This is a genomic window from Leifsonia sp. NPDC102414 (genome assembly GCF_044765685.1).
GTDB lineage: Bacteria > Actinomycetota > Actinomycetes > Actinomycetales > Microbacteriaceae > Leifsonia.
Map to the genome: position 1 here is coordinate 114,732 of NZ_JBIWKN010000003.1, position 25,729 is coordinate 140,460.

Sequence of the window (25,729 nt, forward strand, 5' to 3'; positions counted from 1 at the left end):
GAGCTCGCCGGCGTCGCCCGGCCGACGGCCGCACGGTGCGAAACTGGATGCGGTGAGAGAGGGGCCAGGATGGGGATCTTCGGCCGCGGGCGTCGGTCGCGCAGGGCGGACATGCGCCCGTTCGACGGCAGCGCGCTGGACTCCCCGAAGCCGACCACGCTCGCGCACGCGCTCGACGAAGGCCTGCTGATCGCCGACTACGCCGTGCGCATGGCGGTGCGCAACCGGATGATGACCGAACTGCTCACCACGGACAGCGCCTTCGACGCCTCCCACTTCGCCGGGGTCGCGGCCGAGGCCGTGCTGCGACTGGCCGACGAGGCGGACGCGTCGGAGGCGCGCATCGTGCGCGAGCAGGCCTGGGCGGAAGTCCAGGACGGTCGCGCGGAGCACACCCACGACTACCGCACGGCGGACACGCTCAATCTCCGCCGTCGCGAGGCCCTCGCCAAGGCGACGGCGGCAGCCCTCCGGGAACGCGCGGCCGACACCGAGTACCTCGCCGGCATCGTCGAGGAGTCCAGGCTGGATGCCTGGCGGGAGCTGTCCGGCGTGGTGGAGGAGACGGTGCGCATCCAGTCGGTGGGGGTGGACGACACGGGCAAGCCGCAACGACTGGATGCGCTCCGTCGCGACCTCGCCGCCCTCCGCCGCGCCCGCACCGTGCGCAAGCGGCGCCGGTGACGGGAGCCGCCTGCCGGAGAATGGACGCATGACCTTCCACGCCTCCGACCGGCTCGTGCCTGTGACGGTGAACCGGATCGAGATCGAGGCCCACGTGCCGTTCGAGACGCTGCGGCGCGCGTTCGAGGCGGAGGTGCCGCTGGTGGATGCCGCCCGGTTCGAGAAGCTCGTCGCCGACGGGGCGGAGTGGAAGCGGTTCGCGCAGGAGGCGGAGGGCAACGGCATCCACCGGTTCGTCGCGTTCTGGCGGCACTACCCGACGCCGATCATGCGGGTGGGCGGGGCGGACATCCCCAGCGCGAGCTATCTGATCGGCGACTACGTGACCGCGTCCAGGGTGTTCCGGCACGATCCGGCGGCGATGCTCTACACGCCGACCAGGATCGAACTGCACGCGGGCCGCAACGGCGGCACCATCGTCACCGTCGACCAGCCGAGCTCCCAGCTCGTGAGCCTCGGGAACAACAAGATCACGCAGGCGGGCTACGAACTCGACCGGATGCTCGGCGACCTGCTCGAAGAGCTCGGCCTGCCGCGTCCGGCGGCGCTGCGGCGGTAGCCGCCTCGCAGCTCCTCAGACTGTGCGCGACGGCGCCTCCGCCTGGGCGACCGGCACCAGCCGCTGCAACTGCGTCACGTGCTTCGGGCTCAGCTCGTCCAGGCTCGCGACCTCCAGGAGCTGCATGGTGCGCACGATCTGGTCGCGCAGGATTTCGATCGTGCGGTCGACGCCCGCCCTGCCGCCCGCCATCAGGCCGTACAGGTATGCGCGCCCGATCAGCGTGAACTTCGCCCCGAGCGCGTACGCGGCCACGATGTCCGCGCCGTTCATGATGCCGGTGTCGATCGCGATCTCGGTGTCTGCACCGACTTCGCGCACCACCTGGGGGAGGAGGTGGAACGGGATCGGGGCGCGGTCGAGCTGGCGGCCGCCGTGGTTGGAGAGGACGATGCCGTCGACGCCGAGGTCGACCAGGCGGCGGGAGTCCTCGACATTCTGGACGCCCTTCACCACGATCTTGCCGGGGAACAGGTCGCGGATGATGGCCAGGTCGTCGAAGCTGATCGACGGGTCCATCGCCGCGTTGAGAAGGTCGCCGACCGTGCCCCCTGTCGCGGAGAGCGACGCGAACTCGAGCTTCGGGGTGGTGAGGAAGTCGTACCACCACCACGGGCGGGGGATCGCGTTCACGATCGTGCCGAGCGTGAGCTGCGGCGGGATGGAGAAGCCGTTGCGCTTGTCGCGGAGCCTGGCTCCGGCGACCGGGGTGTCGACGGTGAAGAACAGTGTGTCGAAGCCGTTGGCCGCAGCGCGGCGGACCAGTTCGTACGAGATCTCGCGGTCGCGCATCACGTAAAGCTGGAACCAGTTGCGGCCGGTGGGGTTGGCGGCTTTCACATCCTCGATGGATGTGGTCCCCAGCGTCGACAGCGTGAACGGGATGCCCGCAGCCGCGGCAGCGCCGGCGCCGGCGGTCTCGCCCTCGGTCTGCATCAGCCGGGTGAACCCGGTCGGCGCGATGCCGAACGGCAGAGCCGACGGTCCGCCCCAGATCGAGCACGAGGTGTCGACGGTGGACACGTCGCGGAGGATCGACGGGTGGAATTCGATGTCCTCGAACGCCTGCCTCGCCCTGGCCAGCGAGAGCTCGCCCTCCGCCGCACCCTCCGTGTAGTCGAACGCCGCTTTCGGGGTGCGGCGCTTGGCGATCCTGCGCAGATCGTCGATCGTGAGCGCGCCCTGGAGCCTGCGCTTCTTGGCGTCGAGCTCCGGCTTCTTGAACTTCATGAGCTCCAGGAGCTCGGCGGGCTTGGGAACCTGGCGAGTGACCATACTGTGCTGCCTAACGCGTCTCGTGGTGATTGGTGGACGCCGCGGGGGAGGCGTCCCGGTAGTACCCGCTGATGTGGTCGTGGACGAGGGCCTGCGATCCTGCCGGGTCGCCTGCGCCGATCGCGGTGAGGATTCCGCGGTGCTCCTGCCGCAGCCGGTCCGCCATCGCCGGCCAGTCCGGGATGCGTTCCGCTCCGCCGATCACGTAGCTCTCGATCGAGCTGCGCAGCCCGGCCATCATCGCCGCCACAACGGTGTTGCCTGAGGCTTCGGCCAGCGCCAGGTGGAAGCGGGCGTCGAGCGCCAGGAACTCCTGCGGGGTGAGGCTCCGCGCATCCATCGCGTCGAGGAGCTGGGCCGCCTCCGCGAGGTCGACGTCGTCCGGCCGATCTGCGAGGTCGACGGCCACGGAGGTCTCCAGCAGCAGGCGGGTGCGCACCACGTCGGCGACAGGGAACCCGCTGGCCGCGACCTGCAGCCGCATGAGGGCCTGCATCCCGCCGACCGGCCTGGCGACGATGATCGCGCCGGAGCTCGGCCCGGACCCGGTCTGCGTGCGGACGAGGCCCATCGCTTCGAGGACGCGGATTGCCTCGCGAACACTGGAGCGGGCGACGCCGAGGTCGGCCGCGAGCGCCCGCTCAGGCGGGAGGTGGTCGCCGAGCCGCAGGTCACCGTCGACGAGGCGGCCCTCGATCGACGCGAGCACACCCTCCCAGGCGCGGGGTTCGGTCGGCATCTCACTCCCTCGTGTGTGGTCTGACCATGTGGTCAGTCCACAGTAACCGTCTGACGCCGCGCTGTCCAGGCTCCCCGGGCAGACGGATGGTCCCACGGTCTGACACCCGTGGGACCGCCGCGCGATCCGCCCACGCCATCGCCGCCCGTAGCGTCGAAGCATGAGCAACAGCCCGACCGCATCCACGCCAGCAGCCGACAGCACGCCCCCACCCGGACGACGCGTGAGGAAAGGGCTGAAAGTCACCCTGCTGTCCATCGCCGGCGTACTCGCCGTCGTGGTGGTCGGCCTGATCGGCACCACGACCGTCAATGCCATCGCCAGCGCCTCCGAGGCCGACGACATCGAACGGTACGGCCGGCTGGTCGACGTCGACGGCAAGAAGATGAACGTGGCTGTGCAGGGCGCAGGCGACCAGACGGTCGTGCTCCTGCCCGGGTTCGGTACCGCATCCCCCGTGCTCGACTTCGCCCCGCTGGTCGACGAGCTGAAGTCGCACTACCGGGTGGTCGTGGTCGAGCCGTTCGGCTACGGCCTGAGCGACGAGACCGAGAAGCCGCGGACGAGCGCGAACATCGCCGGCGAGGTGCACGAGGCGCTGCAGCAGCTGTCGATCGACAGGTATGCGCTGATGGGCCACTCGATCGCCGGCATCTACGGCCTGGAGTACGTGAACCTGTTCCGCGACGAGGTCACGGCGTTCGTCGGCATCGACAGTAGCGTTCCCACCCAGCCGGGAATGGATGCGGAGTTCCCGATCGACGCACTCCGCACGGCGAAGTCGCTCGGACTGGTCAGGGTGCTCAGCGCTGCGGCGGGCGATCCGTACGCCGGTCTCCCGTTCAGCGACGAGCAGAAGAAGCAGATGGGCATCCTGTCGTTGCGCAACGGCTTCACGGCGACGTATGCCGACGAGATGGAGCACTTCGCATCCAACTTCCGGGATGCGCAGAGGCTGTCCTTCCCGAAGGACCTGCCGCTCCTGCTGTTCGTCCAGGACGACAACACGGACGTGCCTGGCTGGCTGGCCCTGCACGAGGAGCAGGCCGCCGCCTCCGATCGGAGCGAGCTCGTGCGGCTGAAGGCCGGGCACTACCTGCACCACACGAAGTCTCCGGAGATCGCAGCGGCCACCGAGGCGTTCCTGGCTGCGGGATAGCATCGTCCGTGGCAGGATGCTTGCGATAGGGCATCCTGCCGCCACGCATCCGATTGCCACGCATCCGATCGCTACAGGAGGTCGACGTGACCGACCGCAACCACCGCGTCGCCGTGCTCGTGCTCGACGGCGCTAAGCCGCTCGACGTCGGCATCCCTGCGCAAGTGTTCTCGCACCGCCCGAGCATGCCGTACGAGGTGCGGGTCTGCGGTGCGGCGCCCGGGCTCGTCACCGGAGGCGACGGCCTGTCGTACCATGTCGCCGGGGGGCTCCGCGCCCTCGAAGACGCGGACACCGTGTTCGTTCCCGGCTACCGGGAGCCGGCGACCACCGAACCCCCGGATGCGGTGGTCGCCGCCCTGCGCGCAGCCCACCAGCGCGGCGCACGGCTCGCCGCCATCTCCACCGGGGCGTTCGCGCTCGCCGCGGCCGGGCTCCTCGACGGGAAGAGGGCGACGACGCACTGGCACTACACCAGGGCGCTCGCGCGGCGTCATCCGCTGGTGCGGGTGGATGAGAACGTGCTGTTCGTCGACGAGGGAGACGTGCTGACCTCGGCGGGGGCCGCATCCGGGATCGACCTGTGCCTGCACCTGGTTCGCCGTGATCATGGCGTCGCGCTCTCCAATCGCGTCGCCAGGCGGCTGGTCGCTGCGCCGTACCGCAGCGGAGGGCAGGCGCAGTATGTTCCGCGCAGCGTGCCGGAGCCGCTTGGCGACCTGTTCGCCGGGACGCGCGCGTGGGCGCTCGAACACCTCGCCGAACCGCTCACCCTGGAGCAGCTGGCGCGCAACGCCAACGTCTCGGCGCGGACGTTCTCTCGGCGCTTCGTGGAGGACACGGGGTACACGCCGATGCAGTGGGTGTTGCGCGCCAGGGTCGACCTGGCGCGCGAGCTACTGGAACGCAGCGACCTCGGCGTCGAGCAGATCGCGGCTCGTGTCGGGCTGGGCAGCGGAGCGAACCTGCGGCTGCACTTCCAGCGCATCCTGGGCACATCGCCGACCGAGTACCGGCACACGTTCTCGGCCTGACGCGGGCCGGGCGGATGCGCGGGGATGCGCGTGGCGCGATCCTTGCGACCGGTGGCATTCAACGCGGCGAGATCCTTGCGCACCGTGTCCTCCACGCCACTGTTACTCGCCTCGTGGCGCTCGCAGCATGGGATGCGGAACGAAAGGAATCCCTCTCCATGACCCGCATCGCCATCAACGGCTTCGGCCGCATCGGACGCAACACCCTCCGCGCTCTCCTCGAGCGGAGAAGCGACCTGGAGGTCGTCGCTGTCAACGACCTCACCGCACCGGAGACGCTCGCGCACCTGCTGAAGTACGACAGCACCCTCGGCCGTCTCGGCCGCACCGTCGAGGTGGACGGGACCGATCTCGTGGTCGACGGCCGCCGCATCCGGGTGTTGGCCGAGCGCGAGCCTGCCGACCTGCCGTGGGCGGAGCTCGGCGTGGACATCGTGCTCGAATCCACGGGGCGCTTCACCTCGGCGGACGCCGCACGAGCGCACCTCCGCGCCGGTGCGAAGCGCGTGCTCGTCAGCGCGCCCTCCGACGGTGCTGACGTCACCCTGGCGTACGGGGTCAACACCGACGCGTACGACCCGGCGACCCATCTCATCGTCTCCAACGCCTCGTGCACCACCAACGCCCTCGCTCCGCTCGCCTCCGTGCTGGACGACCTGGCCGGAATCGAGCACGGCTTCATGACGACGGTGCACGCGTACACGCAGGAGCAGAACCTGCAGGACGGCCCGCACCGCGACCTCCGCCGCGCCCGCGCCGCCGGCGTCAACATCGTGCCGACCACCACCGGCGCGGCCAAGGCGATCGGCCTGGTGCTTCCGAACCTCGACGGCAAACTCTCCGGCGATTCCATCCGCGTGCCTGTGCCTGTCGGCTCGATCGTCGAGCTGAACACGACGGTGTCGCGCGAGGTCACCCTCGACGAGGTGCTCTCCGCATACCGGGACGCGGCGGCCGGACCGCTGAACGGCGTTCTGCAGTACGCGGACGAGCCGCTGGTGTCCTCCGACATCACCGGCCAGCCGGCATCATCGATCTTCGACGCCGCCCTCACCAGGGTGAGCGGGAAGCACGTCAAGGTCGTCGCCTGGTACGACAACGAGTGGGGCTTCTCGAACCGCGTCGTCGACACGCTGGAGCTGCTCGCCTCCTGAGGCAGCAGCAGCGCTTCCAGCCGCAGCGCGCCCGCAGTGGCACGCCCTGTCTACCGCCCGTGTTAGTCTCGGCAGGTTCGAGAACGGAGCGGTATGGGGGACAGAGAGAGCGTCTCCGACTCTGTTCTGTGGCTGGAAGCGACCTCCGGAATGGAACGGTCGTTCGCCGCCCTGTTCGACCGGCATCGCGTGAGGATCTTCCGCAAGGCGTATGCGCAGGTGCGCTCCGTCGCCGACGCGGAGGACGTCGTGGCGCTCGTCTTCCTCGAGGCGTGGCGGAGCAGGCAGAAGGTCCGCATCGTCGACGGCTCGATCCTGCCGTGGCTGCTCACGGTCACCTCGTATGTGATCCTCAACCAGTCGCGCACCGCCCGTCGCTACACGCGTCTCCTCGCGGCGATGCCCGAGCCGGAGCGAGAGCCCGACCACGCGGAGGACGTGCTGGAGCGACTGGATCGCGACGCGCGCCTCGTCGCCGTCCGGGATGCGATGGCGCAGTTGAGCGCACACGAGCGGCAGATCATCGACCTGTGCATCATCGAAGAGCTGCCGATTGCAACCGTCGCGTCGGTGCTGGACATCCCCCTAGGAACGGTGAAGTCGAAACTGCACCGTGCCAAAGAGAAGATGCGCAAGCGGATGCCAGACGCCGACGCCGCCGTAGACCTCGCCGGCCGGCTGGACGGAGTGCAATCGTGACCCCCTTGTACGACGCGGACGACTTCCCCGCCATGACCGAGCGGCGCACCGATGCCATCCGGGATGCGCTCCTCACCCAGCTCAGGACCGAGAAGGAGCGGAAGCGCCGCACGCTCCGCCGTCGGTTGGCGATCTGGGGCGGCATCGGCTGTCTCGTGGTCGGCGGCGCTGCTGTCGCCGGCACCGCCGTCGTGTCGTCGCGGCAGGTCACCAACAACGACAGCGTGTACTGCTTCGCCTCCGCCGAGCGCGGCGTGAACGGCGAGTACGACATGTCGGGCGCGACGATGTACAACCCGGACGGCGGAGGTGGCCGGGTCGAGAACGCCCTCGAACTGTGCACCACGATGTGGCGCCAGGGTGTTTTCAACCCGGACCACGACCCGCTCGCCGCCACAGCGGGAACCGGCACCGTGCCCGACCACCTGCAGGTTTGCGTGATGGACGACGGCGCGGCGGCGGTGGTGCCCGGACGGCCCGGCGTCTGCCAGGCCGTCGGGCTCTCCCCGGAGAAGACCGGCTGAGCGCTCTGCCCCGTCTGCACGGCTGAGGGGTGTGCGCGGCTGAGGAGTCGGCGGCTGGGCGCCGGTGGGAGCGATTGCGTCGGGAATCGGGAACCCGATCGCCTGGTCCGGACATTCCCCTGTAGTGACCAGCCTCAGGTGGTCCGCATCACGAACCTCGTAGCCCGAATCGACAGGGGGTCGACCGGTTACGAACGACGTGCACGGGAAGTTCCAGGGGGGAACGCTTCGCTTCGGCCATGTGCACGGCGAAGGCCGCACCCCGCGTCCGACACGACGCGGGGTGTGGCCTTTCTTCTTGGTGGTTTCGCTGTCGGTCCCTGGTCACTCCGCGCCGCCGAGTGCCGCAACCTCGAGCACTGCCGCCGCGACCGCTGCGTGGTCTTTCCGCAGGATCGCGCCGTGGTTGCTCGGCACCTTCGCGCTGATCGCGATGTGGGGGTTGCGGGCGACCACCTCGTCGAGACCGGCGCGGATGACCTCCTGCTCGTCGCCGCGGCTGCCGAGCGACGTGCCGGAGGCTACGACGTGCCTGGTCGGCACCACGATGCCGTCCAGCACAGGGCCGAGCTCGCTCGTGCTGCCGAGCTTGCCGAGCTCGATGTTGCTCTCCGCCTGCTGTGCTGCGCTCATCCGGGGCGTGAGCCCGGTCGGGCGCAGCAGCGGCGTGAACCAGCCCATCCGGCGGAACAGGGTGCGGATGCGCTCCTCCATCGCGTCGTCCAGCCAGTCGTACGGCTGGGCGCCGTCGACCAGGACGGCCCCGATCGTGCGGGAAGGGTTGCGGTTGGCCCAGTGCGCGGCGACATACGCGCCGTACGACCAGCCCACCACGAGCGCCCGGTCGACGCCGCGCGCCGCGAGCACCGCATCCACATCCCGTACGGCGGCCTCGAAGGAGTAGTCGGCGGAGGTGCCGGACTTCCTGCCGCGCGCACGCTCGTCGTAGGTGATGTGCCGCCAGGACGGCCCGAGGTCGGAGATCACCCTGCGCCAGTAACCCTGGGTGGCGAACTGCCCGTTGAGGTAGACGATGGGGGTGCCGGAGCCGCCGGTGTCGGTGACCGCGAGGGCGGTGTCATCGACCGGCACCATGCCGGTCCACGGTGCGCTGGTCGAGGTGGCGCTGCTGTTCGTCATGATCTTCTCCTGGTTCTGCTGGATCGTGGTGGGTTCTGGTGGGGGGCAGCCGGTGCCGGTCAGACGGTGTGTGCGTCGATGTCGCCGGATGCGGTGGTCGCGTGGATCTGCAGCACGGGTGCGCCGCCGCTGTTCGCGATCGTGTTGCTGATGCGGCCGAGCGGCGTCCCGGCGTCGAGTCCGGCTGTGATGCCGGATGGGACGCCGACCGACACGTCGCCGAGTTGCGTGCTGACGACCACGTCGCCGCGGAGGGCCTCCGTGATCTGCACGTCGCCGCGAGCGGTGGTGATCTCGCCGGAACCGGTGAGCCGGCCGATGACGACGTCGCCGTCGATGGCGCTGATGCGAACGGTCGCCGCCTCGTCGAGCTTGATCGGCCCGAACGATCCGTCGACGGCCACGTCGCCGAGGCTGCCTGCTCCGCGCAGTTCCGCGCTGCCGTTCGCCAGGATGCTCGACCCTGCCGGAAGCTGCACCGTCACCTCGACGGAGCCGCTCGGCCCGAAGGCCGCGTTCTTCTCCGGTGTCGCGATGCGGAGGACGCCGTCGGCGAATCCGATCGTCGTGCGTTCGGCTGCCTTGATGTCGCGCGCCTTGGAAGTGTCGAGGGGGTGGATCTCGACGCGGGTGTCCGTGCGTTCGGCTGCGATGAACCGCAGGTGGCCGGCCGGAACGTCGATGACAGTGGTGACGGGGTTCGGGGTGTCGAAGGTCTGCATTGTGCTCAACTCCTGTGGTCGATGGTGCGATGGATGTTTCTGATAGTGGAAACGCTACGTTGCGTTCACATATCGAGCAACGACACAGTTGCGTTGTATAAGTAAAAAGGCTGGTCAAGCTGAACTAATCGTTGCACTGATTCAGAAACTAACGCAATCGCGAGGACTAAATGCGTTGCACTGACATGGCGCTGAACGCTACGCTCGTGCCGTTCACGACTCGTTCCATCCATCACGCGGAGGCCACCAGATGCCCGCAGGCAGGCTCACCAGGCAGGAGCGCCATCAGATCGCGCTCGGACTCGCCGACGACCTCGCGTACGCGGAGATCGCCCGCCGCCTCGACCGCCCGACGTCGACGGTCACCCGCGAGGTCATGCGCAACGGCGGCCCGGCCGGATACCGCGCCGATCTGGCTCAGAGAGCGACGGAGCAGCGCGCCCACCAGCGCCGCGCGACCGCCCCAGGTGCGCCCCGCGCCCAGCGCGCGGACGGGCGCGACTCACCGGCCGTGCGCGAATACGAGGAGACGTTCACCACCCTCTTCATGCAGTCCGGCCTTCCGCGCGTGGCGGCGGGCATCCTCACCAGCCTCTACACGACGGACGCCGGAAGTCTCACCGCGGCCGAGCTGGTCAGGCGGCTCGAGGTGAGCCCGGCATCCATCTCGAAGGCCATCGCGCTGCTGGAGGGCCAAGGCTTGGTCATCCGGGAGCGCGGCGACGGTCGCAGGGAGCGGTACATCGCCGACGCGGACGTCTGGTACCAGTCGATGATCGCCGCAGCAAGGTCCAACGCGCAGATCGCTGCGACGGCTCGCGACGGCGTACGCCTCCTCGGCCAGGACAGCCCAGCGGGAGCCCGCCTCGAGAACATGGCCCGGTTCATGGACTTCGTCGGCGAGAGTATCGCCCGCGCCGCCGAGCAGGCGCGCGGGCTGCTGGGCAGCGGCGGAGAGGGGGACGCGCCGCGGGAGCGGTGACGGTCGGTCGCCGCTTCGCCGCTGCCCGCAGGCCGCCCGCAGGCCGCTTGTCGGTCAGGTCAGGCGGCGAAGAGCTGCCGGAACCGTTCGATGTCGGATGCGGTCAGCCCGAGACCGTCCTGCGCGTACCGCTCGATCGTGCCGAACTGTTCGTTCAGCTGGGCGAAGGCCGCGTGCAGGTAGTTCTCCCTGACCCCGAGCACGGGCAGCAGCACGTCACGGCCGACACCGGCCGCCTCTGCCCTCTGGAGCACCGGTTCGAGCGCTGGCAACAGGTCGGTGTTGGTCTGCAGGTAGTCCTCGTAGACGGTCGTCTCGTCCACGCCGAGCAGGGTGAGGATGGACGCCGCCGCCCACCCGGTTCGATCTTTGCCGGTGGTGCAGTGGAAGAGCGCCGCGCCCTCACGGTTCTCGTCGAGGATCCCGAGGTACAGCTCGCGATACGACGCGAGCGCTGAGGGCAGCCGGACGATGTCCCGGTACGTCTCCTCGAACAACCGCTCCGCCTTGCCGTCGCCGAGCGTCGCGGCGAACCCCTGCGGGTCTGCTGAGAGGTCGCCAAGGCGGGCCGCGACGCTGAGCGAGCTGTCGGCCAGCACATCCAACTCGATGCTGCGCGTCCCCTCCGGCAGCCGGTCGGGAGAGGCGGCGACCTCGTCGGCGGTGCGCAGGTCGTACACCGTCTCGATGCCCAGACCGGCGAACTGCGTGCGGTCGGCATCGCTCAGCGTGGCGAGGGTCGCGGAGCGGTAGACGAGACCGCGCCTGACCTGCCCGTTCCCGGCAGGAAGCCCACCGAGGTCGCGCAGGTTCGGAGCGGTCGGGATCGAGACCTTCCTGCCGTACTGGTCGCTCATTCGTTGCCTCTCTCGAACATCGTGGATGCGGGATGCGGTTCAGACGATCATGGCAGGTCGGGCGCGCCGCGCCGCGGGCCGAATGTCGGTGGTTCCGCATAAAATCGGGGTATCACCAAAAAAGTTTGAAAACACTACATGTAGTGGAATGACAATCGTGTCATTCGGGTTATATAGTGGGTGAACACCGCAAGACGCGGAGTACAACGAGACTTCTAGGGGAGGCCATCATGGACTACGAAAGCGACAGTGTTGGCGGCTACTCGGTTCCCGTCGACCCCATGGACCTGCTGCAGTGCGACAGCTGCCAGTAGGCAGCAGCACCAGCACGAGAACCCCGGTGGCTTCGGCCGCCGGGGTTCTTCTTTGTGTGGGGGACGTCCCGCCGAGCAGGCGCGGCCGAACTGCTCTGTCGAGCTGCGCCGCGAAGCGGGCGACCGGCCGGTTCCGCGGGCATCCGTAGAATGGGCGGGTGGCAGTGAACCCAGAGTTGCAGGGGCGGACGTTCGCCCCGACCAGTCCCTATCTCGTCGGGCGGGAGAAGATCCGCGAATTCGCGCGGGCCGTTCTCGCCACCAACCCGATCAGTTTCGACGTCGAGGCTGCGCACGCGGCCGGACACGCCGACCTGGTCGCACCGCCGACGTTCCCGGTCGTGGTTCAGGAGCAGACACTCGCGCAACTGCTGGCCGAACCGGATGCGGGCATCGACTTCAGCCGTGTGGTGCACGGCGACCAGCGGTTCAGCTACACGCGCCCCGTCGTCGCGGGTGACGAGCTGACCGCGACCCTCACCGTCACCAGCGTCAAATCACTCGGCGCGCACGCGATGGTCACGGCCGAGTCCGTCATCGTCGACGCGGACGGCGAGCATGTCGTCACCGCCGTATCCACCCTGGTCGTTCGAGGAGACGAGTGATGCCCGAGTTCGACACCCTCGCCGTCGGCGACGTCGTCGCCGAGCAGAGCTACCACCTCACGCGCGACACCCTCGTGCGCTACGCCGGCGCATCCGGCGACTTCAACCCCATCCACTACCGCGACGACATCGCGACGTCCGTCGGTCTCCCCGGCGTCATCGCGCACGGGATGCTCACGATGGGTCTCGCTGTGCAGCCGGTCGTCGACTGGGCGGGCGACCCCGCACGCGTCGCCGACTACCAGGTGCGCTTCACCAGGCCGGTGGTCGTCGACCCCGCGAACGGCGCGGACGTGGCCGTCGTCGCCAAGGTCGGCCAGCTGGATGCGGATGCCCGCGCCGCCCGCATCGACCTCACCGTGACCTTCGCCGACGCGACGGTGCTCGGCAAGGCGCAGGTCCGCGTCACGTTCGCCTGATGCCCGACCACGCTCCCCAGAATCCAGCCCAGGCGGCGTCCGGCGCGCAGGCGCCGACTCCGGCGCTGTCGACGCTGACCACGATGCAGGTGGGCGGCGTTCCGGAGCGCCTGCTCGAACCGCTCACGCTGGGCGACCTGGTCGAGACCGCGCGCGACGTGTGGGACGAGGGAGGGGAATGGGCACTCCTCGGCGGAGGGTCGAACACTATCGCGAGCGACGACGGGTTCGACGGAACGATCATCCACGTCGTCACCCGCGGCATCGAACGCCTCGACGCGCCGTCCGGACGCATCCGGTTGCGCGTCCAGGCGGGAGAGCCGTGGGACGCGCTCGTCGCCCACACCGTCCGCAACGGCTGGTCGGGCATCGAGGCGCTGTCCGGCATCCCCGGCTCGACGGGCGCGGCCCCGGTGCAGAACATCGGCGCGTACGGGCAGGAGCTGGAGTCGGCGCTGCTCGGAGTCGAGTTCCTCGACGCTGCCGCGGGGGAGTTGCGCACAATGACGCGCGCCGACCTGCTCCTCGGCTATCGCACCTCCGTGCTCAAGCAGGGGATGCGCGGCGTCGTGCTGTCGGTGGACCTCGAACTCGTGGACGGCAACCAGCCCGGCGGTTTGGGGGCGCCGCTCAGCGCACCCATCGCCTACGCGCAGCTCGCTGACACGCTCGGCGTCGCCCTCGGATCCCGGGTTCCTGTCGCCGAACTGCGTCGCGCGGTGCTCGCCCTGCGTGCGTCGAAGGGGATGGTGCTCGACCCCAACGACCAGGACTCCGTGAGCGCCGGCTCGTTCTTCACCAACCCGATCGTCTCCGAGAACTTCGCCCGCTCACTCCCCGCCACCGCGCCGCGCTGGCCGGTGACCCCGCCGGAACCCGACCGCGTGCTCGGCCTGGAGGCCGGTGGCGTGTGGCCCGGCGACATCCCGAGCCTGGCGGGAGGCCCGTACTCGGTGAAGATCAGCGCCGCCTGGCTGATCGAGCAATCCGGCATCCGCCGCGGCTTCTCCCTGCCGGGTTCCCGCGCTGCGATCTCGGACAAGCACACCCTCGCGATCACGAACCGCGGCGGAGCGACGGCCGCCGATGTGACCCAGCTCGCCTCCTACGTTCAGGCCCGCGTCCAGTCCGAGTTCGGCGTCATCCTCCATCCGGAGCCGGTACTGCTCGGCGTCGCTCTCTGACGGCCTTCGGCAGGAGGCCCTGCGCGACACGCCCGCGCGTTCTCCGTCCGAACGGAGAATAGCCGCGAACGTGGCGAAGGCTCCTGGGGTGCCGCCGGGACGGTGAAAGGTCCTGCCGGGCTGTCCGGCCGCCGCGCCCGGACGCGCGCGCTGTTCGCCCGCCGCGTCACGCGCGCAGCGCCGCCGCGAACGGCAGCACTGCGGAGGCGCCGGCTTTGCGCAGCGTGCGCCCGGCGACCGTGATCGTCCAGCGACTGTCGACCAGGTCGTCCACGAGCAGCACCGGCACGCCCTGCGGGATATCGAGCCCGTCGGCGGAGAAGCGGTTCCAGACGGAGGACAGCCGGAACGCACTGTTCCCTCCCGCCTCGCCGGGCGGTCCGCCATCGAGCAGGTCGAGCGTGCCGATGAACGGGAGACGACCGGCGTCGGCGAACCCGCGAGCGAGCGTCTGGACGAACTGCGGGCGACGGCGAGACGGCATCGCGACCACCGCGGCAGGGCGCTCAGCCCAGTTCCAGTCGGCGAGCACCCGGATGCACGCGGCCAGCAGCGCGGGAGGGCACGGCTGGTCGTCCGCGCCGGTGCCGAGAAGCTCGCGCAGTGGACCGCCCCAGCCGAGGTCTGTGAGCCGCGCGAGCGCGCGGCCGGGTTCGAGCTGCTCGTCCGGCCCGATCTTGCCCTTGACCGGCACGCCGAGCCTGTCGGCTCCTGTCGGCCAGAGCTTGCGCGGCTCGATCTCGACGCCGACCCTGTCGAGGGCCGTCGCCACCGAGGAGCTGGCCGCCTCGGCGATCGCGGCGGGATACCAGGGGCCGGCGCAATTGTCGCAACGACCGCACGGCTGCGCATCCTGGTCGTCGAGCGCGCGCTGGAGGAACATCATGCGGCACTGGTCAGTGGACTCGTAGTCGAGCATCGACTGCTGCTCTGCCGTGCGTGCGGCGGCGATCCGTTCGTAGCGTTCGCGGTCGTACGTCCACGGCGTGCCCGTGCTGATCCAGCCCTTGGCGACGCGCTTGACCGCGCCGTCGACATCGAGCACCTTCAGCAGCAGTTCGAGCGTCGATGGCTTGAGGTCCACCTGGCTCTCTAGGGCGCGCGTCGACTGCGGCTCGGAGTGCAGGGCGCCGAGCACCGCATCCGCCTTCACTTCGGACGGCATGGATGCGGTGGCGAAATAGTCCCAGATCGCCCTGTCCTCCTGCCCTGGCAGCAGCAGAACATCGGCGTTGTCGGTGGCGCGCCCCGCGCGCCCCACCTGCTGGTAATAGGCCACCGGCGACGACGGCGCGCCCAGGTGCACGACGAATCCGAGGTCCGGCTTGTCGAAGCCCATCCCCAGCGCGCTCGTCGCCACCAGCGCCTTCACCTCGTTGCGTTTCAGCCGGCCCTCGAGGTCTTCGCGCTCCGCCGTGTCGGTCTGCCCCGTGTACGCATACGTCTCGTGCCCTGCCTGGTGCAGCAGCCGGGCTGTGTCCTCCGCCGCCGACACCGTGAGCGCGTAGACGATGCCACTGCCGGGCAACTGGGCGAGGTTGCTGACCAGCCAGGCCAGTCGAGCGCCCGCGTCGGGCAGCGTGAGCACGCCGAGCCGGAGCGACCGCCTGGCCAGCGGACCGCGGATGGTGAGCACCGCCTCGTGGCTGCCCGTGCCCATCTGCTCCGCGACGTCGGCGACTACCCGCTCGTTGGCGGTCGCCGTGGTCGCCAGCACAGGCACACCGTCCGGCATCGTGGCGATCAGGTCGCGGAGCCTCCGGTAATCGGGGCGGAAATCGTGACCCCAGTCGGAGATGCAGTGAGCCTCGTCGATCACCAGCAGGCCGCTGCGCGCGATCAGGTCGGGCAGGAACTCGTCGCGGAACTGCGGGTTGTTGAGGCGCTCGGGGGAGACGAGCAATGCATCCACGGTGTCGTCGCGGAGGCGTTGCGAGACGTCGTCCCACTCGTGACGATTCGCGGAGTTGAGCGTGACCGCGCGCACGCCGGCGCGCTCCGCCGCCGCCACCTGGTCGCGCATGAGGGCGAGCAGCGGGGAGACCAGGATGGTCGGCCCCGCTCCGCGCGACCGCAGCACCATCGTGGCGACGAAGTACACCGCGGATTTGCCCCACCCCGTTCGTTGCACCACCAGCGCCCGCCTGCGGTCGTCGACGAGCGCGGAGATCGCCTCGAACTGCCCGTCGTGGAACTCGGCCTGGGGGTCGCCGACGAGTGCGCGGAGCGTGTCGACGGCCTGGTCTCGTGTGGTGCTGGTGGTGCTCATGGACTCATCGTTCCAGAGAGGACCGACGCCGACGGCCCTCCGGTCGAGATCAGTGGAGAACTCGCGGGTGTGGACAACGCCCGCACATCCAGCCGGCCGCGCACAGTGCGGTCAGGCTCCGTCCTTCCGAATCCACCGGAACGTCAGCCGGCACGCCACCAGCCCGGCCACCAGCCAGATCAGCAGCACAACGGCCATCCAGCCGAGCTGCCAGCTCCCGCTCGGCTCCTGCGACTCGAACCCGGCCGGCAGGAACACGCTCCGCATCCCCTGCGCGATCCACTTCAGCGGGAAGATGCTCGCAATGTTGCGCAGCCACTCCGGCAGCAGGTTGAACGCCAGATACACGCCGGAGATGAACTGCAGCACGAGCACGATCGGGATGATCACCGCCGTCGCGCTCTTGCCCGTCCGCGGCACGGCGGACAGAGCGATGCCCAGCACGGCCGACGTCACGATGCCGAGTGCATAGATCCACGCGAACCGCAGCCACAGCGCTGGGTCGGTCGGCAGGGCGACCCCGAACAGCAAGCGGGCCATCAGGAGCAGCAGTGCCACCTGCAGGATGCTCGTGACGATCACCTGCCCCATCTTCCCGATGAAATAGGACACGACCGGAAGGGGAGTGCCGCCGAGGCGCTTCAGGGTGCCGTCGCTCTTCTCCACCGCGATATCGACGGCGAGGTTCTGCACACCGCTCAGCAGGATGCCCGCCGCGATCATCCCCGGCAGGTAGTAGGCGGCCTGCGTGATGCCTCCCGAACCGTCCGGCGCAGCGCCGACCTTGCCGAGACCCTGGAACGCGACGGAGAAGATGCCGAGCATGACGACGGGGAAGAGGAAGGTGAAGAAGATCGTGTCCGCCTGCCGGAAATAGGTGAGCACCTCGTACCTGATGCGGACGAAGCCGAGCGGGAGAGTCCTCATGCTGCCGACTCCCCGGACGCAGCGCCGGCGCTCGCCGACTCCGATGCCGTTGCGGCCTCCGCCGCCTGCACCAGCCCCAGGTAGACGTCCTCCAGGCTCGGCCGGATCACCTCCAGGTCGCGCGGCTCGCCCCCGGCCTCCGCCGTCAGCCGTGCGACCACGGCGGCGGGCGTCTCTGTCCGCTCCTCGCGCACCTGCCCGCCGGCATCCCGCCAGCGGACGATCGGGATGCGCGCCGCCCTGTCGCCGATGGTGTCCACCGCCCCGATGTCGATCAGCTCTCCGCGCGCGATCACCGCGACCCTGTCGCTGAGCTGCGCGGCCTCGTCGAGGTAGTGCGTGGTGAGGAGGATCGTCGTCCCCTCGCGTTTCAGCTCGCGGATGAGCTGCCAGAACTCGCGCCGCGCCTCAGGGTCGAAGCCGGTCGTCGGCTCGTCGAGGAACAGCAGCTCCGGCCGTCCGATCACTCCGAGTGCCACATCCAGCCGTCTGCGCTGACCACCGGACAGGTTCCGGATGCGCACCTTCGCCTTCTCCGCCAGGCCCACCGCCGCGATCAGCTCGTCCACATCCCGCCGTTCGGGGTAGAAGCGGGCGAAGTGCGCCACCTGCTCCCGCACGGTCACGTCTGCCGCCTCGCTGCCGGACTGCAGCACGATCCCGAGCCGCGCCTTCCAGGCAGACCCTCCCCGGTGCGGGTCGATGCCGAGGACGGTGATGTCGCCTCCGCTGCGATCCCGGTAGCCCTCGAGGATCTCTATCGTGGTGCTCTTGCCTGCGCCGTTGGGGCCGAGCAGGGCGAAGGTCTCGCCATGCTCGATGTCGAAACTCACGCCGCGGACGGCCTCGAACGAGCCGTACGACTTCCGCAGGTCGCGCACGACGACGGCGGCGCCGCCGGAGGGGCTGGAGCTCATGCCCCATCATGCCCGTCGGCGGCGCTGCGCGCTCCTCACTCCGCCGAGAACGGCGAGCACGACGATGATCCCGCCTGCCACCGCGAGACCGAGCGCCCAGGCGCTCGCCGGCGTCAGGGATGCGAACCACAGCTGCGCGGCGATCAGCCGGTCGCGGGCGGAGAGCACGGCGAGCGTGCCCGCGGCGAACGCAATGAGGATGACGCCCCACACCACGCCGCCCCAGCGGATCTGTGCGCTGCCGCGGGATGCGGACGGTCGCGGCTGCGCGCCGGCGCCCGTTCCCGTGTCGAAGACGAGGGTGGGCTGGTCGTCCTGGTTCCTGGTGTCGCTCATCGTCCGTCCTCCGTTGTGCTGTTCTGCTGAGCGCTGGTGTCGGAGACGACGCTCACCTGGCTGGATTGGTCGACCCGCACGATCGCATCCGCCGTGGTCGACGGGCCGACGACCGTGCTCACGGTGCAGCGGCCGTCGCTGCCAGGAGTGCAGGCGTGCGCGATCGTGTTGCCGTCCCGGCCCGTGACGTTGACGCCCGTGCCGTCCGTCACGGCCACGATTTTGACGGTCACATCGCCCACGAGGTTGACGTGCGTCTCTCCGCTGCCCTTCACCAGGTCGATCACCGGGGTGCCTCTGCCGGAGAGGACCGTGTCGTCGACGCTGATCGTCGTGTCGCCGTACGCCTGGGCGTACTGGCTGCTGCTGGTCGGCACCAGGAACGCCCCGTCGAAGACGAGCTGCCTGTCGCGCGGCACCCAGGCTGAAACGAGGGTGACGACGGCGAGCAGGATGCCGAGGAAGATGAAGAAGCCGCTCCTGCGACGCGCGAGCCCCGCGATGAGCACGGCGACGCCGAACACGAACGTCGCGGCGGCGAAGGCGGCGGTCACGCCGTAACCGGACAAGCCGGTCGTCGGCTCCCATACGGCGGAGACGATCGCTGCGGTCACGAGTGCGAGGCCGATCGTCGCCCAGCCGAAAGCCGCGCCGATCCGCGGGTTCGCCGCGCGGTACGCCCTGCGCTGCGCTGCAGCCTCAGCGGTGGCGACGGAGGCCTGGGCGCGCAGCTCGGCCGCACGCTGCCGCTTGACGGCGCGCATGTCCTCGTCGAGCCTGGCCTTCCACTGCGCGTGCTCCGCCTGCCAGGCGGCGTGCCTGGCCCGCCAGTCTGCGACATCCTGCGATGAGGCGCCGAGCGTCGGCGCCGGCGGTTCGGACGGTTCGGCGGTGACGTCCAGGGTCGGTTTGGCCACCGTGGGGTCGGCGCTCGCCGCCGGGTCGAGGGGGACGATGTCTGCCGCATCCGGTGCCGCGGTTGTGCTCGGGGTGGCGTTCGCGGTGTCTGTCGAACGCTCCTGCTGCGTGGATGCGCCGGTCGCGTCTGCCATCCAGACGCCAGGACCAGGGGCGCCTGCCGCAGCGCCGGATCCCGTGGCTGCTCCTGCATCGGAGGCCGTGGAGGCAGCGCCGTCTGGGACGGTCGATGTGGAAGGGCCGGCGGCGGAGGTGGAGCCGGCGGAGGAGGAGGCGAAGGTGGATCCGTTCTGCCCGGTGCCCGCTGCACGGTTCGTCCCCCACGCATCCCGCCCCCAGTTGCCGCGCACGGCCCAGACGATCAGCCCGGCGATCAGCGCGAGCACGATCAGCGTCCAGATCACCCGCCCGATCACGTCGCCGAGCGACGGAGAGCCCCAGAAGCCGCCGTTCGCCCACCAGATCCCCGGCGCCCACGGCAGGAGCGCCAGAAGCGCGAGCACGCCGATGCCGACGATGGCGGGCTGGAAGTCGCCGTCGAACAGCCGCTGCAGGTGGATGCGGTTCTCCCTGTCCGGAAGGAGCGCCCACGCCGCGGCGTAGATGAGCAGCATCGGGGCGCCGAGGATCGCGGCGACGACCACGATGCCGCGGACGATCAGCGGGTCGATGCCGATGCGGTGGGCGACGCCGGCGCAGACGCCGCCGAGCCAGCCGTCTGAACGCGTGATGCCGAGGCCGCGCATCCAGGTGAAGAAGGTGGTGCCGCGTCCGGCGAGGCCGCTGGCAGGGCCGCCGTAAGGCGCGCCTGGCGTTCCTGGAGGGGGCGGGGTGGTCGAGTCGTGCTGTGACATGCTTCGATCCTGGCGCGGCCCGGATGGGCGCCGGTATCGGGTATCACCCTGAGTCGTCCCTGATTCGCGGCGCCCGGGGTGTCGGGGATGAGCGGAGTCTGCTTGGATTTCACCGTGACCGACACGTTCGCGCCTGGAAGCGCTCCAGCCGCCCGCCCTCCGCGGGTGCCGCTGGCGCGCCCGCGGATATGCGAGCTGAGCGGGGTGAGCGTCGCGCTCGCCGACCACCTGGGCTGGCCGGTCACGATGGTGCGCTGGCTGTTCGTGGCCCTCGGTCTCGTCGGCGGAGCGGGCGCGCTCCTCTATCTGTGGCTGTGGGCGCTCACCCCGCTGCGCCCTGCGACAGCGGCCGACCCGCAGGAGCAGGTGGTGCGTCGCATCCCCGTTTCCTGGCTGCTGCTCGGGGCCTCGGGGGTCGCCGGAGTCGCGGCGGTGGCGCTCGCCGCTGTCGGATCGTCTCCGTTCGGGCTGCTCGCGGCGATCGGTGCGAGCATCCTGTTCGCCGTGGCCTGCGTCGCCTGGGACCAGCTCGTCGACATCGGGGACGTCGCCCGCGGCCCTGCCACCTCGCGCACGCTGCGCATTGCGGCCGGCGCGTTCCTGGTGGTGATCGCTGTCGCGCTGAGCTCGCTTGTCGACAGGGCGGGCACCGGCTGGCTGTGGCTCGGGATCATCGCGTCCACATTCGCGGGAGCCGCCGTACTTGTCGGACCGTGGGCGCTCCGGCTGTGGCGTGAGCTGATCGCCGAACGAACGGCGCGCATCAAGGAGGAGCAGCGCGCGGAGATCGCGGCGCACCTCCACGACTCCGTGCTGCAAACGCTCGCGCTCATCCAGAACAGGGCCGGTGCGTCGAGCGAGGTCGCCCGCATCGCCCGCGCCCAGGAGCGCGAACTGCGCGAGTGGCTGTACGCGGACGCAGGCGACGACAGGGATGCGCAGGTCCGCGACCTCGCCTCCGACCTGCGGGCCGCGGCCGCTTCCCTCGAGATCGACCACGCCGTGCACTTCGACGTCGTCGCCGTCGGCGAGCCGGTCGAGCACGCGCCGTCCGAGCTCGCCGCCGCTGCCAGGGAGGCCATGCTGAACGCGGCTCGCCACGCAGGAGGCGAGGTCTCCGTCTACGTCGAGAGTCGCGCAGGCGGGGTGGACGTGTTCGTCAGAGACCGCGGCCACGGCTTCGACGTCGACGCGCTGCCGGAGGGCAGGCTTGGCGTTCGGGAGTCGATCATCGGCCGGATGCGCAGGGCGGGCGGACACGCGACCGTCACCTCGCGCGAGACAGGCACGGAAGTCCAGCTCAGCATCGAGTACGCGAACGAGGCACCATGACAGACCACCAGAACGACGCACAGGATGCCGCATCCACCGCACCCGCAGCGGATGCCGCGGCCGACCGATCGGACGCACCCACCGCATCCACCCCGGCCCCGATCACCGTCGTGATCGTCGACGACCACTCGATCTTCCGGTCCGGCCTGCGCGCCGACCTCGACCACAGACTCACCGTGGTCGGCGAGGCCGCCGACGTGGATGCGGCGGTCGCGGTCATCCTGGCCACCCGCCCCTCCGTCGTCCTCCTCGACGTTCACCTGCCTGGCGGCGCGGGCGGCGGGGGAGCCGAAGTGGTTCGGAAGACCATCGCCGAGTGCCAGGACACCCGTTTCCTCGCCCTGAGCGTCTCCGACGCTGCAGAGGACGTGGTCGGCGTCATCCGGGCCGGCGCCCGCGGTTACCTCACCAAGGGAAGCTCCGGCGGCCAGGTGAGCGACGCCGTGGTCGGCGTCGCGGGAGGGGACGCCGTGTTCTCACCGCGCCTGGCCGGTTTCGTGCTCGACGCCTTCGGGGCGGCAGCCGGGGAGCAGGCGGAGTCCACGGACGAACTCGACAGACTGTCTGCGCGCGAGCGCGAGGTGATGCGCCTCATCGCCCGCGGGTACTCGTACAAGGAGGTCGCTGCCGACCTGTTCATCTCGATCAAGACCGTCGAGACCCACGTCTCCGCTGTGCTGCGCAAGCTGCAGCTCTCGTCCCGCCACGAGCTCACGGCGTGGGCACTGGAGCGGAAGCTGCTCTAGGCACCGTCCGGCGAGGCGAACAGGCGCTGCATCCTGCGCACGCCTTCGAGCAGTTCGTCGTCGCCGAGGGCGTACGACAGCCGTAGGTAACCGGACGGCCCGAACGCCTCGCCCGGCACCGTCGCGACCTCCGCCTGCTCCAGGATGAGGTCGGCCAGCTCGAGGGATGTGGTCGGCGTAACGCCGCCCCAGGTGCGACCGAGCAGCCCGGAGACGTCAGGGTAGACGTAGAAGGCGCCCTGCGGGGTCGGGGTGACGATGCCGTCGATCGCATTCAACTCCGCCACGATCGTGCGGCGGTGACGGTCGAACGCAAGCCGCATCTGCTCCTCCGGCTCCTGCGTGCCCGTGAGGGCTTCGAGGGCGGCGCGCTGCGAGATGTTGGAGACGTTCGACGACAGGTGCGACTGCAGGTTGGCCGCTGCGGCGATGATGTCGGATGGGCCGACCATCCAGCCCACCCGCCAGCCGGTCATCGCGTACGTCTTGGCGACGCCGTTGACCAGGATCGTGCGGTCCGCGAGCGATGGGACGGCCTCGACGATCGAGACGGCCTTCACGCCGTCGTACGTGAGGTTCTGGTAGATCTCGTCCGCGATCACGAACAGGCCGTTCTCGTCGGCCCAGCGCCCGATCTCCTCGACCTGCTCCGGCGAGTACACGGCGCCCGTCGGGTTGGACGGGGAGACGAAGAGCAGCACTTTGGTGCGGTCGGTGCGGGCGGCCTCGAGCTGGTCGACGGTCACGAGGTAGCCCTGGTCCGCCCCGGCGAAGACGTCCACCTGCACGCCCCCCGCGAGTTTGATGGCCTCGGGGTACGTGGTCCAGTACGGGGTCGGGACGAGCACCTCGTCGCCGGGGTCGAGCAGCGTGGCGAAGGCCTGGTAGACGGCCTGCTTCCCTCCGTTGGTGACGACGACACGGGATGCGGGCACCTCCAGCCCTGAGTCCCGCCGCGTCTTCTCCGCGATGGCCTCGCGCAGCTCGGAGAGACCCGCCGCCGGCGTGTACCGGTAGTTGCGGGGATCGTTCACAGCCGCGACGGCCGCGTCCACGATGTTCTGCGGCGTGACGAAGTCCGGCTCTCCCGCTGCGTAGCTGATCACGGGGCGGCCCTGCGCCTTGAGTGCCTTCGCCTTCGCATCCACCTTGAGCGTCGCCGATTCGGCGATGGATGCGATCCGTCTGGAAATGCGCTGCTGTGCGGTCACGGGGCCCAACTTTACAGTGCGGTCCACGTCACATACACTTGGTCGCGGTAGTTGAAATCTGCCAAGCTTTTTTGCGCCCTTTTTCACTTGAGGACGGTCGGCGGAACTGCCTCGCTCGCTGAGGAATCTCCGAGCGTGATCGGCTAGCCTTGGTCGAGAAGGTGCGCGGGAAGGCTACGCGATTTCGCTTTCATAGGGCGGTGGCTCAATTGGTAGAGCAGCGGTCTCCAAAACCGCAGGTTGCAGGTTCGAGTCCTGTCCGCCCTGCAAGTCGTCGCTTCAGGTGGCGACCCACGAAAGGTGTAACAAGGTGGCCCGAAAAGTTATCGACGAGCCGAGCGAGGAAATCGTCGCCAACGCGAAGAAGGACCGCGCCGCAAAGCGTGGACCCTTCGCACGGATCGCTCTGTTCATCCGCCAGGTCATCGGCGAACTGAAGAAGGTCGTCACCCCGACGCGCAAGGAACTCCTGAGCTACACCGGAGTCGTGCTCGTCTTCGTGGTGATCATGATGGCGCTCGTGTCCCTGCTCGACTGGATCTTCGGACTCGGTGTCGTCTGGGTCTTCGGAAACCCGTCCTGAACCCTCGCCGACGTCACGGCCTTCCCGAGAGCCGCGTGACCGGCTACCGACAGAAATGGAATGAATTCAGTGTCTGAGACAAATCGCGACGACGTGGACTGGGCGACCGCAGCCGAGCAGTCCTCCGAAGACGATGAGGCGCAGACCGGCAACGTTCTGGCCAGCGAAGAGGAGTCGGTCGACGCAGCGGAGCACGAAGCCCTCCACGTCGTCGCAGAGGACGGAACCGAGATCGACCTGGATGCGGTCCTCGACGCGATGGCGGAGGCCGTCGACCCCGAGGCCGACCGCGCCGTGGACGAGGCCCTCGAGGTCGACGACGACCAGGAGGCGGAAGCCGCCGTCGAGGCCGTCGAAGACGAGGACGAGGCAGCGACGGACCCGTACGAGGAGTTCCGCGCCGAGCTGCGCAGCAAGATCGGCAAGTGGTACGTCATCCACTCGTACGCCGGTTTCGAGCGCCGCGTGAAGTCGAACATCGAGAACCGCATGGTCTCCATGAACATGGAGGACTTCATCTTCGAGGTCCAGGTTCCGATGGAAGACGTGGTCGAGATCAAGAACGGCCAGCGCAAGATGGTCAACCGCGTGCGCATCCCCGGCTACGTGCTCGTGCGCATGGACCTCAACGAGGACAGCTGGTCCGTCGTGCGGCACACGCCCGGCGTCACCGGCTTCGTCGGCAACGCGCACAACCCGACGCCCTTGCGCTTCGAAGAAGCATTCTCGATGCTGAAGAGCCTCGTGCAGATCGAGGCGGCTCCGGCGAAGGGCGCGGCGAAGGGCCAGAAGGCCGCTCAGCGCGTCATCCCCGCAGAGGTCGACTTCGAGATCGGCGAGACCATCACGATCAAGGAAGGCTCGTTCGCGGGCCTGCCCGGTTCGATCAGCGAGATCAAGCCGGAGAGCGGCAAGCTCACCGTCCTCGTCTCCCTGTTCGAGCGCGAGACCCCGGTCGAGCTCAGCTTCGACCAGGTCACCAAGCTCTGATCGACGAGAGCCCCAAGCACCCAGTTTTCTAGAACACCGGATCTCGGAAAGGCCGAGAAACCGGGAGAGCCGTTCAGGATCGCATCCCGAACGCTCGAATACACAAAGAAGGAAGAAACATGGCACCGAAGAAAAAGGTCACTGGTCTGATCAAGCTTCAGATCAACGCCGGCGCCGCCAACCCCGCACCGCCGATCGGTCCGGCGCTGGGTCAGCACGGCGTCAACATCATGGAGTTCTGCAAGGCGTACAACGCGGCGACCGAGTCGCAGCGTGGCAACGTCATCCCGGTGGAGATCACCGTCTACGAAGACCGTTCGTTCACGTTCGTCCTCAAGACGCCGCCGGCCGCTGAGCTCATCAAGAAGGCCGCAGGCGTCCCCAAGGGCTCCGGCGTCCCGCACACCACCAAGGTCGGCAAGCTGACCCAGGAGCAGGTGCGCGCGATCGCCGAGCAGAAGATGGTCGACCTGAACGCGAACGACATCGACGCAGCGTCGAAGATCATCGCAGGCACCGCCCGTTCGATGGGCATCACGGTCGAGGCGTAAGCCCTCGTCCTTCACAGACACATCCGTGGCAGAGCCGGCCAGGCT

The 25,729-nt window shown here is 69.4% G+C and carries 27 protein-coding genes and 1 tRNA gene; 17 read left to right on the forward strand and 11 right to left on the reverse strand.

What is annotated here, in order from left to right:
* The first annotated feature begins 69 nt into the window (after positions 1–69).
* Together ACIRCZ_RS13315 and ACIRCZ_RS13320 are read left to right on the forward strand one after the other, a co-directional pair.
* Positions 70–684: a hypothetical protein gene (locus ACIRCZ_RS13315; protein ID WP_402853876.1), complete on the forward strand. Its 615-nt coding sequence runs from the start codon at positions 70–72 to the stop codon at positions 682–684.
* Positions 685–712: 28 nt separating this feature from the next.
* The gene (locus ACIRCZ_RS13320; RefSeq protein WP_402853879.1) at positions 713–1,243 is read left to right on the forward strand and encodes a hypothetical protein; all 531 of its coding nucleotides are present in this window, start codon (positions 713–715) and stop codon (positions 1,241–1,243) included.
* Between the two features lie 15 nt (positions 1,244–1,258).
* Here ACIRCZ_RS13320 and ACIRCZ_RS13325 read toward each other — a convergent pair whose 3' ends face one another.
* Both ACIRCZ_RS13325 and ACIRCZ_RS13330 read right to left on the reverse strand, forming a co-directional pair.
* Positions 1,259–2,518, reverse strand: coding sequence for an alpha-hydroxy acid oxidase (locus tag ACIRCZ_RS13325; RefSeq protein ID WP_055889994.1), 1,260 nt, complete (start codon positions 2,516–2,518; stop codon positions 1,259–1,261).
* Between the two features lie 10 nt (positions 2,519–2,528).
* The gene (locus tag ACIRCZ_RS13330) at positions 2,529–3,257 is read right to left on the reverse strand and encodes a FadR/GntR family transcriptional regulator (RefSeq protein ID WP_402853882.1); all 729 of its coding nucleotides are present in this window, start codon (positions 3,255–3,257) and stop codon (positions 2,529–2,531) included.
* Between the two features lie 160 nt (positions 3,258–3,417).
* Here ACIRCZ_RS13330 and ACIRCZ_RS13335 point away from each other — a divergent pair, with 160 nt between their 5' ends.
* From ACIRCZ_RS13335 to ACIRCZ_RS13355, 5 genes are all read left to right on the forward strand, one after another.
* Positions 3,418–4,416, forward strand: a complete 999-nt coding sequence (locus ACIRCZ_RS13335) for an alpha/beta hydrolase (protein ID WP_402853885.1) — start codon at positions 3,418–3,420, stop codon at positions 4,414–4,416.
* Between the two features lie 86 nt (positions 4,417–4,502).
* Positions 4,503–5,450, forward strand: coding sequence for a GlxA family transcriptional regulator (locus ACIRCZ_RS13340; protein ID WP_055889999.1), 948 nt, complete (start codon positions 4,503–4,505; stop codon positions 5,448–5,450).
* A 158-nt stretch (positions 5,451–5,608) separates the two neighbouring features.
* A complete protein-coding gene (gap, locus tag ACIRCZ_RS13345) occupies positions 5,609–6,604 on the forward strand; it encodes a type I glyceraldehyde-3-phosphate dehydrogenase (RefSeq protein WP_402853888.1) in 996 nt (331 codons plus the stop codon).
* A 93-nt stretch (positions 6,605–6,697) separates the two neighbouring features.
* A complete protein-coding gene (locus ACIRCZ_RS13350; RefSeq protein ID WP_055890003.1) occupies positions 6,698–7,303 on the forward strand; it encodes an RNA polymerase sigma factor in 606 nt (201 codons plus the stop codon).
* The gene (locus ACIRCZ_RS13355; protein ID WP_402853892.1) at positions 7,300–7,827 is read left to right on the forward strand and encodes a hypothetical protein; all 528 of its coding nucleotides are present in this window, start codon (positions 7,300–7,302) and stop codon (positions 7,825–7,827) included. The genes ACIRCZ_RS13350 and ACIRCZ_RS13355 overlap by 4 nt, the downstream gene beginning before the upstream one ends.
* A 324-nt stretch (positions 7,828–8,151) precedes the next feature.
* Here ACIRCZ_RS13355 and ACIRCZ_RS13360 read toward each other — a convergent pair whose 3' ends face one another.
* Both ACIRCZ_RS13360 and ACIRCZ_RS13365 read right to left on the reverse strand, forming a co-directional pair.
* On the reverse strand, positions 8,152–8,967 hold the full coding sequence (locus tag ACIRCZ_RS13360; RefSeq protein ID WP_402853895.1) for an alpha/beta fold hydrolase: 816 nt from the start codon (positions 8,965–8,967) through the stop codon (positions 8,152–8,154).
* Between the two features lie 59 nt (positions 8,968–9,026).
* Entirely contained in the window at positions 9,027–9,689 is a 663-nt protein-coding gene (locus ACIRCZ_RS13365; protein WP_402853898.1) for a DUF4097 family beta strand repeat-containing protein, read from the reverse strand.
* 250 nt (positions 9,690–9,939) lie between these two features.
* Here ACIRCZ_RS13365 and ACIRCZ_RS13370 point away from each other — a divergent pair, with 250 nt between their 5' ends.
* A complete protein-coding gene (locus tag ACIRCZ_RS13370) occupies positions 9,940–10,671 on the forward strand; it encodes a MarR family transcriptional regulator (RefSeq protein WP_055890011.1) in 732 nt (243 codons plus the stop codon).
* A gap of 59 nt (positions 10,672–10,730) precedes the next feature.
* Here the strand turns inward: ACIRCZ_RS13370 and ACIRCZ_RS13375 are convergent, their stop codons facing one another.
* Entirely contained in the window at positions 10,731–11,528 is a 798-nt protein-coding gene (locus ACIRCZ_RS13375; protein WP_055890013.1) for a tyrosine-protein phosphatase, read from the reverse strand.
* A 472-nt stretch (positions 11,529–12,000) separates the two neighbouring features.
* Between ACIRCZ_RS13375 and ACIRCZ_RS13380 the strand changes: the two genes are divergently transcribed.
* The 3 genes from ACIRCZ_RS13380 to ACIRCZ_RS13390 are packed head-to-tail and all read left to right on the forward strand — an operon-like array spanning position 12,001 to position 14,050.
* The gene (locus ACIRCZ_RS13380) at positions 12,001–12,447 is read left to right on the forward strand and encodes a MaoC family dehydratase N-terminal domain-containing protein (RefSeq protein WP_082581176.1); all 447 of its coding nucleotides are present in this window, start codon (positions 12,001–12,003) and stop codon (positions 12,445–12,447) included.
* Positions 12,447–12,866: a MaoC family dehydratase gene (locus tag ACIRCZ_RS13385; protein ID WP_402853904.1), complete on the forward strand. Its 420-nt coding sequence runs from the start codon at positions 12,447–12,449 to the stop codon at positions 12,864–12,866. Before ACIRCZ_RS13380 ends, ACIRCZ_RS13385 begins: the two co-directional genes overlap by 1 nt.
* A complete protein-coding gene (locus tag ACIRCZ_RS13390; protein WP_402853907.1) occupies positions 12,866–14,050 on the forward strand; it encodes a UDP-N-acetylmuramate dehydrogenase in 1,185 nt (394 codons plus the stop codon). The genes ACIRCZ_RS13385 and ACIRCZ_RS13390 overlap by 1 nt, the downstream gene beginning before the upstream one ends.
* A gap of 166 nt (positions 14,051–14,216) precedes the next feature.
* On the opposite strand, the gene ACIRCZ_RS13395 is transcribed toward ACIRCZ_RS13390, so the two are convergent.
* From ACIRCZ_RS13395 to ACIRCZ_RS13415, 5 genes are all read right to left on the reverse strand, one after another.
* Positions 14,217–16,319, reverse strand: a complete 2,103-nt coding sequence (locus tag ACIRCZ_RS13395; protein ID WP_402853910.1) for a RecQ family ATP-dependent DNA helicase — start codon at positions 16,317–16,319, stop codon at positions 14,217–14,219.
* A gap of 111 nt (positions 16,320–16,430) precedes the next feature.
* The gene (locus tag ACIRCZ_RS13400) at positions 16,431–17,246 is read right to left on the reverse strand and encodes an ABC transporter permease (protein ID WP_055890322.1); all 816 of its coding nucleotides are present in this window, start codon (positions 17,244–17,246) and stop codon (positions 16,431–16,433) included.
* Entirely contained in the window at positions 17,243–18,163 is a 921-nt protein-coding gene (locus ACIRCZ_RS13405; RefSeq protein WP_402853914.1) for an ABC transporter ATP-binding protein, read from the reverse strand. Before ACIRCZ_RS13405 ends, ACIRCZ_RS13400 begins: the two co-directional genes overlap by 4 nt.
* 6 nt (positions 18,164–18,169) lie before the next feature.
* Complete coding sequence (locus tag ACIRCZ_RS13410) at positions 18,170–18,499, reverse strand: hypothetical protein (protein ID WP_055890327.1); 330 nt, start codon at positions 18,497–18,499, stop codon at positions 18,170–18,172.
* Complete coding sequence (locus tag ACIRCZ_RS13415) at positions 18,496–20,271, reverse strand: PspC domain-containing protein (protein ID WP_402853917.1); 1,776 nt, start codon at positions 20,269–20,271, stop codon at positions 18,496–18,498. The genes ACIRCZ_RS13410 and ACIRCZ_RS13415 overlap by 4 nt, the downstream gene beginning before the upstream one ends.
* Positions 20,272–20,385: 114 nt before the next feature.
* On the opposite strand from ACIRCZ_RS13415, the gene ACIRCZ_RS13420 reads away from it, so the two are divergent.
* Both ACIRCZ_RS13420 and ACIRCZ_RS13425 read left to right on the forward strand, forming a co-directional pair.
* Positions 20,386–21,603 (forward strand): ATP-binding protein, encoded by a 1,218-nt coding sequence (locus tag ACIRCZ_RS13420; RefSeq protein WP_235500271.1) that lies wholly within the window; start codon positions 20,386–20,388, stop codon positions 21,601–21,603.
* Positions 21,600–22,349 carry a response regulator transcription factor gene (locus tag ACIRCZ_RS13425; protein ID WP_235500272.1) on the forward strand — a complete coding sequence of 250 codons (750 nt, stop codon included), beginning with the start codon at positions 21,600–21,602 and terminating at the stop codon, positions 22,347–22,349. The genes ACIRCZ_RS13420 and ACIRCZ_RS13425 overlap by 4 nt, the downstream gene beginning before the upstream one ends.
* Here the strand turns inward: ACIRCZ_RS13425 and ACIRCZ_RS13430 are convergent.
* Complete coding sequence (locus tag ACIRCZ_RS13430; protein ID WP_402853921.1) at positions 22,346–23,560, reverse strand: pyridoxal phosphate-dependent aminotransferase; 1,215 nt, start codon at positions 23,558–23,560, stop codon at positions 22,346–22,348. The two genes, ACIRCZ_RS13425 and ACIRCZ_RS13430, sit on opposite strands and share 4 nt — an antisense overlap.
* Positions 23,561–23,754: 194 nt before the next feature.
* Between ACIRCZ_RS13430 and ACIRCZ_RS13435 the strand changes: the two genes are divergently transcribed.
* From ACIRCZ_RS13435 to rplK, 4 genes are all read left to right on the forward strand, one after another.
* Positions 23,755–23,827: transfer RNA gene (locus ACIRCZ_RS13435), tRNA-Trp, on the forward strand.
* A gap of 43 nt (positions 23,828–23,870) precedes the next feature.
* A complete protein-coding gene (secE, locus tag ACIRCZ_RS13440; protein WP_055890336.1) occupies positions 23,871–24,143 on the forward strand; it encodes a preprotein translocase subunit SecE in 273 nt (90 codons plus the stop codon).
* Positions 24,144–24,212: 69 nt separating this feature from the next.
* Entirely contained in the window at positions 24,213–25,133 is a 921-nt protein-coding gene (gene nusG, locus ACIRCZ_RS13445; RefSeq protein WP_055890338.1) for a transcription termination/antitermination protein NusG, read from the forward strand.
* A 119-nt stretch (positions 25,134–25,252) separates the two neighbouring features.
* Positions 25,253–25,684, forward strand: a complete 432-nt coding sequence (rplK, locus tag ACIRCZ_RS13450) for a 50S ribosomal protein L11 (protein WP_055890341.1) — start codon at positions 25,253–25,255, stop codon at positions 25,682–25,684.
* Positions 25,685–25,729: the final 45 nt, after the last annotated feature.